We start from the raw sequence: 10927 nt of genomic DNA, 5'->3' as shown, positions 1-10927 counted from the left end.
ATAATCGGGTTAAAGGAGAACTGAATATTATCCCAAACGGACAATATTTGCACCCTTGTTTTTAATAATAGAAGTAATTTTGTTTAATGATATTTTTGGTAACATCATTTCTGGAAAAATAAATTCAGGAATAAACAAATCATACAACTGGCAATAATCAATTTTACAGCTTGCATTAATGACTTTAAACATTAATATGATGAAAATTCGTACTTTACTGCTTGTGATTTTTCTTTTTTCAAAAATCACCCAAAGTGTTGGTCAAACTGAATGGACAAATCTGGAATACAATCCGGATGTACCCAATATAGAACATAATCCTATGAAGGGTTGGATGCCAGGCTATAAAAACATCAACAGCGATTTTCCATATAGTGTTGACCACTTCTATATTCGGCTAAGTGATGTTTATAAGAACTGGAATGATTTTGACTGGACGGCGTTTGAAAATGAGCTTGACAGAATCACCGGCGGAGGAAGGCATGTTGTAACCCGTTTTTGGATAAATTATCCCAATCAACCTACCGGATTCCCGGCTTTCCTGTCAGGTGATGTCCCGCTTTATGATGATGGTTCTCCCAATTGGAATGACGAAGACCTGATGCGTGCGCTGGAAGAATTTATTGCCGAATTTGGCAGCCGGTACGACGGTGATAAACGAATTGCCATGATTGAGGCCGGATTGTATGGTAAATGGGGCGAATGGCACACATTTCCCGAAAACGAACGGCAAATGACCCAGGCTAACAAAGACCGTTTGCTTATCGCTTACAGGAATGCATTTGATACTACGCACATAGGGCTTCGCCAATCGAACCATGCAAGTACCTATGAATTAAAGATGTCTGTTGGTTATTACGATGACTCATTTGCCTATAATACATTATGTACGGGTGGTTGGTGCTCATGGAATGGAAATATTGTACGCGATGGGATTACCGATAATTTTAAATACCATCCTTTTGCCGGTGAGCTCCGTCCCGAAATTCAATCCACCATTTTTGATGCCTGGCCCAACGTTACTTCCAATGGCGAAGAAGACCTTGAAACCTGTATCAGAACCACCCATCTGAGTTTCATGAAGGCAATGTATCTTTATTCCAATATCCCAACTCCCACCGAATGGGAAAACGCACTGAAGACACACAAAATGATGGGCTATGAATTTTTTGTCGATTCTGTAAAGCTTAATTCAGATTTGGCAAGCAATATTTCTGTTGATGTTAAAATTCAAAACAATGGTGTCGCCCCTTTTTATTATAATTGGGAGGTGGAGTTTGCTGCCATAAAAAGCAATGGACAGTTTAAAGGCACCATTGGCAGAACAGACTGGGATATTACAACAATTCTACCCGATTCAGGAAATTACTCCCGATCTTTTAATGCAGCCATTTATGGAAATGATACTTATAAAATACTCATGCGATTTGTAAATCCTTTGGAAGAAATTGACGATGATGCACGGGATTTGCGCTTTGCCAACAACCAACAAGATAGCGATCTGGATGGATGGTTAACATTAGGCACAGTTACAATTGAAGCCGATAATGTTGATGTTACCGGTGTGATAATCGAAAACTGCCCTGCGGATAGTATAGATATAGGAACTGCCCATACACTTACGTCTACTATTGTTCCTTTTAATGCTACCAATCAAAACGTATCATGGAGTTCATCTGACCCTTCTGTTGCAACCGTTGATATCAATGGTGAAATAACGACTTTATCCAAAGGATCGACCATCATTACATTGTACAACCACGATCTTACCCTTAGCGAACAATGTTTGATAAAGGTAAAAGAACCGGAAATAACAGATGATGAACTTATCAGCGTTAACTTCCCAAAGCAGGTTTCTCCGGGGGAAACAGTTACCCTGGCCGTTGAATTTTCGGCTACTCAGGAATTGGATATCAGAGGATTTATTCAGCTAAATTCTCCACCGTGGGATACTTACGGAGGAAAAACAATTACCGTTCCCAGAAGTAAAGGGACATTGGAAATTGAATTTCAGGTAAGTGAAACCATTCCGGTGGCCAATGGTGCCTATAAGTTTGTTGTAAACTTACTGCCTGTTGGAGCAGGATGGAACGATAGAATTGATGAGATTATTATACCAGAGATTAGTGTGGTTGTTTTTGTTGACGGGGTAGGTGTTGAAAATTGTCTGGAAGGCGATTTGCCCAAAGGCGATTCACATCAGCTCACTGCAACGGTGACTCCAACGAATGCAAGCAATCAATCCTTAACATGGAGCTCGTCTGATACTAATGTAGCAACAGTAAATGAAAACGGGTTGGTTACAGGTATTCATGATGGTACTGCAAATATCATCGTTACCACAAACGATGGTTCATTTACCGACATTTGCGCAGTTAGTGTAACCACAATACCAGTATCAGGAGTAAACCTGGTGGGTTGCCCCGAAGCAGAACTAATCATTGGAACCACCCATCAACTTGCAGCAGAAGTGACGCCCGCCAATGCTTACGAACATACAATCGTGTGGAACTCTTCTGACGAGACGATTGCATCCATTGATGAAAATGGCCTGATAACAGCTGTTTCTGAAGGATCGGCTACTATTACCGTTACCACAAATGATGGTTCTTTTACAGCTAATTGTGAAGTAAATATTGTTCCCATTCAGGTTGCCGGCGTTTCAATAAGTGGGTGCCCATCTGAAAATCTTATTATTGGTAATACGCATCAGCTTACAGTAAATATAAGCCCTGAAAATGCCAATAACCAAGCAGTAACCTGGACATCTTCTGATACTTTAATTGTTAAAGTTGATGCATCAGGTATTTTGGAAGCCATTTCAGTTGGAAATGCCGTAATAACCGTAACTACAGAAGATGGAGGTTATGCTGATGATTGTACCGTTTTTGTGGAGAGTATAACAAATGTTTCTCCGGAATTTAAACAAGAAGGTAATGACGTAAAAATATTTCCAAATCCAAACTCAGGCATCCTGTTTCTTGAGTTCTCTGAAAATGATGTGAATCGCAAGGTTTTAATTTATAACAGCATAGGACAAATTTTATTTGATGAAAAAATAGAAGATGTACATAGGATGATAGATATTACTAAAGCTATTTCCAGTGGTTTTATATATGTTCAAATTCAATCTGCTCAAAATGTATTTACGCAAAAGGTCAGTGTGCTTAAGTAATGATTTGGGTCACCATTCAAAGTCAGGTTTCACTTTTGCAAAACTTTATTAACAGTAGCTGTCTGCCGTCCTCACCAATATTTATTAATCCGTTCTCTTTTTGAACTGTAATTAGGGCATTATGAACTTTCCTTTGCACCCTTCATTTTCCTTCATGAATTAATTTTGACATTAAATGAAAAAAATAAGTATGACACTAAAAACAAAAATTTTGCAGTTCATAATATTATTGATTTTTGCCTCCAATATCCTTACAGCTAAGCATGTATTTGCAAATGAAGAAGCAGTAAAAATAACAGGCGAGTTAAAAAAATGGCACAAAGTTACCCTCACTTTTGACGGGCCGGAAACTTCGGAAACGGATGAAATAAATCCGTTTATGGATTACCGTTTAAATGTAGTTTTTACACACGACCCCTCGGGTAAATCATACAAGATACCCGGCTACTTTGCCGCCGATGGCAATGCGGGTGAAACATCTTCGACTTCCGGAAACAAATGGCGGGTTCATTTTGCACCGTCGGAACCCGGCGAATGGCACTATAAAGTGGATTTCAGAACAACCAAATGGATTGCCGTTAGCGAGCAGGATGCAAATCCATGGGGAGACCCCAAGGGAGAAGCCGTTGAAGGGGTGGATGGAATTGAAGGAACTTTTCAGGTGGCCAAAAGCGACAAAACAGGTCGCGACAACCGGGCAAGAGGCCGTTTGCAATACGATGGTACCCGTTACCTGAAGTGGGCCGAAACAGGTGAAATCTTTTTGAAAGTTGGCCCCGATTCTCCCGAAAACTTTTTAGCCTACGAAGAATTTGACGGGAATTTCCAATCCGACGGACACAAAGATGACCTGGTGAAAACCTGGGAGGCACATCTAAAAGACTGGAACGAGGGCGATCCTGTCTGGAAAAATGGGAAAGGAAAAGCAATTATTGGTGCCATCAATTACCTTGCTTCGAAAGAAATGAATGCTTTTTCGTTTTTAACGATGAATATTGTGGGCGACGATCAAAATGTCTTTCCTTTTATCGATTATGATACCTACGACCGTTACGATTGCTCAAAACTTGACCAGTGGGAGGTGGTATTTGAACATGCCGGCAAACAGGGAATGTTCCTGCATTTTAAACTTATGGAACAGGAAAACCAGGGTTTGCTGGATCATGGGGGTATTGGCGCCAAAACACAGCTCTATTACCGGGAAATGATAGCTCGTTTCGGCCACCATCTGGCACTGAACTGGAATATTGGAGAAGAGTTTGGCGATTGGGCCGAAGAGCACAGAACACCCCCCTTAAATGCAGTGCAAAGAAGGGCAGCCGCTGAATATTTTTACAACCATGATCCTTACCAGCATCACCGGGTGATCCACAATCCCCCGATGTTCGATGACCTTTTAGGGCCTGACAGCAAATATACCGGAGTTTCCCTGCAAACGGGGCATCCCGATTTCAGGGCGGTGCATGGCCAAATTCTAAATTGGCTGAAAAAATTCGAAAAAGCCGGAAAACAATGGGCAATAGCTATTGATGAACCGGGCGATGCCAGATATGCACTGGTTCCTGATGATGTAGATCCGGTAAAAGACAATGCACGGATTAATGGCCTGTGGGGAGCTTTTACGGCTGGCGCCTGGGGCGCAGAATGGTATTTCGGGTATGATAATCCACATTCCGATTTAACCTGCCAGGATTACCGCTCGCGCGATTTATTCTGGGACCAGTGTAAACACCTGCTCCACTTTTTTAAAGAAATTGATATTTCTTTAGGCGAAACAGAAAACCACGATTACCTAGTGCAGAAGGGTGATTATTGCCTTGCCATTCCGGGAGAAATGTACATTATCGTTCTTCGGAATGGAAGCGGAACCATTAATCTTGAAAACCAAAATGGCGAATTCAGTATAAATTGGTTCGACCCGCGGAACGGGGGCGAGCTGCAAACCGGTCAGATAAAAACCGTAAAAGCAGGTAAAACTCAGGAAATCAAAGGAGCGCCTTCAGAACCGGAAAAGGACTGGGTAGTTTATCTTCAAAAGCTTTAGTGGAATTACCCCAATTATAATCAGTAAAAAAAATGAAAAATAATCATAGCAGTTTTCTTAAAAAGTTGAAACAATTAAACTCCAGACTTTACATTAAACCAAAGGTATGGATCTCGTTCATCCTAATCATCGGGACGAATGCATGCATTCAATCAGAAATTCCACAGGAATGGAAAGGAATTACGGTGAATGTAAAAGCTGACAAAGCCATTGAAACTTCGCAAAATGTAACAAGCGAAGAAAATGGTTTTTACAGGCTTGACATCACCCTTTCAAATCAGGGGTCGGAAATCGTAAGCATTGATAGCATAGAGATTCGCATCCCAATTTCTCAATCCCTGACAAACGATATGAATGTGGCTTTCGGAAGCAGTTGTATGGGACAACGGCCGGTGCTGGTTCATAAAGTGGGCGAAAATCAGGAAAACAGTTACAGCTACATGTATGCCATGGTAAAAATGGATGCCGATCATTACGCTTTTATTGGTTCACTGAGCTGGCGCATTTTTATTCCCACGTTCACGTTGGAAGACAATGCGTTTGTAATTCGCTCCAGTGGCGAAGGCAGGCAGCTTAAACCTGGTGAGACCATCCATTATGAACAAATCGTTTTAAGCCGTCCGTCTGATTGGCAGGAAGTGTTGGATAGCTTTGGCTCAGCCATTGCAAAAGAGAATGGAATTGACCAATTAAAAGATGTCGATTTCAGCGGATGGGCAAGCTGGGATTATTATGCCTACAACTTTGGTGTTGAAGACATTTACGAAAACATGGAAAAACTGAAAGAAATTGCACCAACCGCGAATTTAATACAGATAGATGCCGGATGGTATGCCCATCGTGGCGATTTTGCCCAATCCCGTCCTGATTTTCCCGGAGGAATGGAAGAGGTGGCAAAACAAATTAAGGCAGCCGGAATGATTCCCGGAGTTTGGATTGACGGTTTTCGGGCCAATACCGATTCTGAGGTTTTTAAAAACCATCCCGAGTATTTTCTGCGCGACCAGGATGGAAACATCATAGTTCGACAGATGAGACCGGAAGGTCCTGACAACACCAGGATTTATTTTGACTACACCCATCCGGGCGCCCGCGCACACATGGCAGAATGTATCCGTATTATCAGGGAAGAAATGGGTATCACCTATTTTAAAGTGGACTTCATGCGTTTTGGCCTGAACGATGAAATTTTGAGATTCTGTCCTAAGGGAACCAGCATCCGGCCGTATGACCCGTCAATAACCGATGTTGAAAGGATGCGCCTGGGATTGAAAGTCATCAGTGAGGCAGTAGGACCAGAAAACTACCTTCTGGGTTGCTCGGCAGTATTCGGACCCTGCATTAGTTTTGTGGACGGCATGCGCACCGGTGGAGATATAAATCCACGATTTGAAGACTTTTCTGAGCGGGTGCTAGCCAACGCCGGCAACAGCTATTTAAGTGGAAAAGTTTTTAACGGAGATACCGATTATCTTGTTTTTCGTGCTGCTGAAGATGAGGATGAGACGGTTGCCAGTGGAAATACCAAACATGGAGGTTCAATGACGCTCAACGAGGCGCAAATGTGGGCAGACTTCAATAAACTTTACGGCAATTGCAGATTGAGCGGCGATAAGCTGAGTACACTCCGCCCCGAACGACAGGCCCTCTTACCTGAAGTTTTCAATTTTCCCGTAATGGACAAAACCGTGCCACTCGATTTCTGGCAACATGGGAAAGACCGTAAGGATGGTTATGAAATCTTACTTGCACAAGATGCAGAAGACATTTACCTGGGAATTTTCAACTGGAGCGACGAGGCAAAAGAATACGATTTAACTGCTTTTGGAAGTGGTGTGCAAGCTTTATACGCAAGGAATTCAAAAGTTTTAAAGTATTCAGGCAGCCTTTCCTTTGAAGAATTGAGTAAAGCGCTTTAAGCAGTTTTGAACAGTAATTTATCCTTTCTGGACAATAATTGATTCCCCGAATTTAATGCGATGGGTATTTTTGTTTTCACGAGAAAATAAAAATAATGAAGTCCAACCTTTTCCTCTTTATTGCAGTATTAACCCTTTTTTTATCGTCTGATTTATTGCATGCCCAGAAGTTAATTACTTATCCTGAAATTCCCGGGCGGACTCCTTCCGATAAATATGTGTGTCGCGTGAGGCAGGTTGGAACCGAAGAGTGGAAAGACGCCTTTGTTTTGCAAACCATCAGCAAGCCGGAAGTAAAAGATGCCAATGGGGCAAACTTATCTGGCTATAAAAACAATTTACTCAACTGGACGGCATCGTGGATAGCTTTCGAATTTTCGGAAACCGCGATTGAAGTTGAAATCTCGAAATTCGGCGGAGAAGCCATTAAAAAGGCAATGGTACGCCCTGTGGGACATGCATCAGTAGCAAAAATTGAAAATGGAAAAGCATACATCACTTTTGATAAACCAGCCAATGTAAATGTTGATATCGACGGGCAGATGGAAGACAGATATACCGGAATGGGTTACAGCGGACCACCTGTTCATACGATTTCACTGTTTGCCAATCCTGTATTCAAAGAGCCAAAACTAACCAGTCCGAAAGTTTATGCCCTGAATCCGGGGGAAACCATTCCTGTAGACCGAAGCACCGGGGATACCATTTACTTTAAACCGGGTTTACACCACATCGGAACACCATTTCAAATCAGCTCCAATAAAGTCTTGTATATTCCGGGAAATGCCGTGGTTCATGGTACAATCCATCCACCAAATGCATGGGGTAGCAGTGCGGCTGCAAACTGGTCAGTTTATGGTTCGGGCGCTTTAAGCGGCGAGGAAGTTGCCAGGGCTCCGGGCGAAAAATGGAATAAGCCTTTTACCTATCAGGCAAACCGGGTTCGACTGGAAGGTTTTGTGGTGGTCGATCCTGCACATCACACTTTCAATATGAATAACAGTGATGAAAATCCTGCAAATGTCAATGTGTATAAAAACCTGAAAATACTGGGATGGAGAGTTAACGGTGATGGATTAAATGCATTCAGAAATTCAGAAATTACCGATTGTTTTTTCAGGTGCCAGGATGACCATTTTTATTATGGTGGCGATAATGTGAAAATCAGTAACAGTGTATGCTGGAGCGATTTCAATGGTGCGGTTTTATACGTTACCAAAGGTGCTAAGTCAATGGAATCAAGCTACTTCAAAGACATAAAAGTAATTTATCACCGTGCAGGCTGGCACTATTGGGAAGGGGGCCGGGTGATTTCGTTTCGCGACAGAAAACCTGGTAACACCATTAAAAATGTTCAGATAAAAAACGTATTGGTGGAAGACCCGTTTCCGGCATTTCCACCCTTTTATTTCAAAATGTCGAATCCAGATAACTCCAGTGCATCAGTCGATTACGACAATATAATTATTGAAAACGTGGTACAGGAACATCCCGGGGTGAGCGGTTCCGGAGACAATACTCACGGAAAGCCAAGAAATACAATGCTTGGACTTGATGATGCCAGAAAATTCACAAACATCACGTTTAAAAACTGTTCATACAACAACAAATGGCTGGGCAGTTTTGAAGATGGAGACTTTCTGGTCAATAAATATGTTGAAAATATTACGTTCTTTTTAGACCATGTAAAACATCAGATTTCACTTTCGGTGAATAACGAAACCGGAGGTTCGGTGTCAGGAGACGGAATTTATTCGCATGGTGAAAAAGCAACTGTTTTGGCCACTGCTGCCAATGGGTACAAGTTTGCAGGCTGGACAATAAATAATGATACAGTTTCCGTAAATCCCCAATTTACATTTAATGTTACTGAAGACAGGCAATTAAAAGCAAACTTTTTATTGCTGACAAATACTGGTCAGGATTTTGAAAATACATTTAAATTCTATCCCAATCCGGCTAATGACAAGCTGTATTTCAATTTTACCAGCCAGGATATCGACAGGATTCAATTGATGGATGCAAATGGCAAGGTAGTTTACACAAACAATGAAATAACTCAAAATAACCCCATTGATTTATCTGGTTATTCAGGTGGTTTATACTTCGTTCAGGTTTATACTGCCAAAGATGTTTATACCGCAAAAATTATAATAACCAGAAATTGATAACCTCAAATTAATAATCGCAAATGAACGGCAACTATGAATAAATTAGTGATTTACCTGGTGACCGGACTCCTGTTTTCTTTTTTGATAGATAATAATCTGGTTGCACAAAAAACAGACCTGACAAATCAATGGGATACCGTCCGTCCGCTTGCCAATCCGGACAAAGGATGGTACCACCACATGCTCGACAATGGCGTGCATAAATACCTGATTCAGGATGAAAAGGATTTAATCAACTTTCCGGGAATGGATCATTTGTACCTGCGCCTGGCATGGGCATTTCTGGAGCCGGAAGAAGGCGTGTTCGACTGGTCGTATATTGACGATATTGTGGAAAAATATGTACCAATGGGGTACAAGATTTCGTTCCGTATTTCGTGCAAGGAAACCGGTAAATTAAATGAAGCAGTTCCGCAAGAGGTTGACGGTATTCTTTATGCAACACCTTACTGGGTAAAACAGGCCGGGGCAAAAGGCATTGAACGCCCTGAATTTGGAAGTCCCTCCTGGACCCCGGATTGGAATGACCCGGTTTACCTTGAAAAACTGGATAATTTTCACAAAGCTTTTGCAGCCAAATACGATGGAAAAACGTGGGTTCGATATGTTGATGTAGGCAGCATCGGCGACTGGGGCGAGGGGCACACCTGGAGCTCAACCCGGATTCCGCCCACCTCGGATGAGGTTAAAACACATATCAACCTTTATTTGAAGCATTATAAAAAAACACAGATTATAATTACCGATGACTTGGTTTATTATGGTAAAACGGAAAGCGAACAACAGGAATTACTGGATTTTGCGCTGGCAAATGGTGTTTCGTTTCGCGATGACAGTCCGCTGGTTGCCGGAACCACAAGGGAGCATTTGGATACCTGGGCGGTCAGATCGCCGCTGTTTTTTGAAAAAGCATATAAAACAATGCCAACGGTTTTTGAATTGGAACACTATTCAAAAGTCAAAAACAATGGCGACTGGAGGGTAAAAAACGGCTCGGAAGTTATTCCGGAGCTTGGAGTCAGCGGTGCCGAAATTTTTCTGAATTCAATGAAATTAATCCAACCTACCTACATTGGTTTTCACGGATATTTGGGCGAATGGCTGAATGACAATCCCGAACTGACTGTTACCCTGCTGAACAAGTGCGGATACTGGTATTTTCCAAAATCAATTGAAACCAAAGAATACAAAAACGGTTTACTTTCTTTTGATGTTGAATGGATGAACAAAGGAGTTGCGCCTGCTTACAACTCATATCAGTTAAAAGGGAAGTTATTTCCGGTTGACAACACATCAGAACCCATTGAGTTTGAAATTGAAGATTCAGGAAACAAAAACTGGATGCCAAATGAAACGGTAATTCAGAAATACACTGTTTCACTCTCTGGAAAACCAAAAGGGGATTACAACCTGGCTATTCAACTTTACGATACAAAATCGGGGAAACCGGTTGAATTTGGTTTATCAGCCAACATAAAAGATGATGATTATTTTAAAGTACAGGAAATTTCATTTTAACCTATGAAGAATATGAAACGAGCATGTAAAATATTTACAACTAAGATGATGATTAAAATACATGCGAGTTCCATACTATACCTTGAAAAATAAACAATTT

At 41.6% G+C, this 10927-nt stretch carries 6 protein-coding genes; all 6 read left to right on the top strand.

Going from position 1 to position 10927, the window contains the following annotated elements:
• Nucleotides 1-199: 199 nt before the first annotated feature.
• The 6 genes from ACESMA_RS14260 (at nt 200) to ACESMA_RS14235 (ending at nt 10827) form a co-directional block, all read left to right on the top strand.
• On the top strand, nt 200-3175 hold the full coding sequence (locus ACESMA_RS14260; protein WP_372949516.1) for an Ig-like domain-containing protein: 2976 nt from the start codon (nt 200-202) through the stop codon (nt 3173-3175).
• 190 nt (nt 3176-3365) lie between these two features.
• A complete protein-coding gene (locus ACESMA_RS14255) occupies nt 3366-5219 on the top strand; it encodes a DUF5060 domain-containing protein (protein WP_372949515.1) in 1854 nt (617 codons plus the stop codon).
• A 32-nt stretch (nt 5220-5251) separates the two neighbouring features.
• A complete protein-coding gene (locus tag ACESMA_RS14250; RefSeq protein ID WP_372949514.1) occupies nt 5252-7138 on the top strand; it encodes a glycoside hydrolase family 36 protein in 1887 nt (628 codons plus the stop codon).
• A 553-nt stretch (nt 7139-7691) separates the two neighbouring features.
• The gene (locus ACESMA_RS14245) at nt 7692-7853 is read left to right on the top strand and encodes a hypothetical protein (protein ID WP_372949536.1); all 162 of its coding nucleotides are present in this window, start codon (nt 7692-7694) and stop codon (nt 7851-7853) included.
• A 277-nt stretch (nt 7854-8130) separates the two neighbouring features.
• Entirely contained in the window at nt 8131-9306 is a 1176-nt protein-coding gene (locus ACESMA_RS14240; protein ID WP_372949535.1) for an InlB B-repeat-containing protein, read from the top strand.
• Nucleotides 9307-9342: 36 nt separating this feature from the next.
• A complete protein-coding gene (locus ACESMA_RS14235) occupies nt 9343-10827 on the top strand; it encodes a beta-galactosidase (protein ID WP_372949513.1) in 1485 nt (494 codons plus the stop codon).
• Nucleotides 10828-10927 lie beyond the last annotated feature (100 nt).

The organism is Mariniphaga sp. (assembly GCF_041687215.1).
In the GTDB taxonomy this organism is placed as follows: Bacteria; Bacteroidota; Bacteroidia; order Bacteroidales; family Prolixibacteraceae; genus Mariniphaga.
The sequence above is the reverse complement of the archived record's forward strand: the minus strand, read 5'-3'. Positions and strand labels throughout refer to the sequence as shown.

Coding starts and splice junctions, on each gene's coding strand:
- ACESMA_RS14260 (WP_372949516.1), top strand. CDS start 200: ATGAAAATTCGTACTTTACTGCTTGTGATTTTTCTTTTTTCAAAAATC.
- ACESMA_RS14255 (WP_372949515.1), top strand. CDS start 3,366: ATGACACTAAAAACAAAAATTTTGCAGTTCATAATATTATTGATTTTT.
- ACESMA_RS14250 (WP_372949514.1), top strand. CDS start 5,252: ATGAAAAATAATCATAGCAGTTTTCTTAAAAAGTTGAAACAATTAAAC.
- ACESMA_RS14240 (WP_372949535.1), top strand. CDS start 8,131: ATGAATAACAGTGATGAAAATCCTGCAAATGTCAATGTGTATAAAAAC.
- ACESMA_RS14235 (WP_372949513.1), top strand. CDS start 9,343: ATGAATAAATTAGTGATTTACCTGGTGACCGGACTCCTGTTTTCTTTT.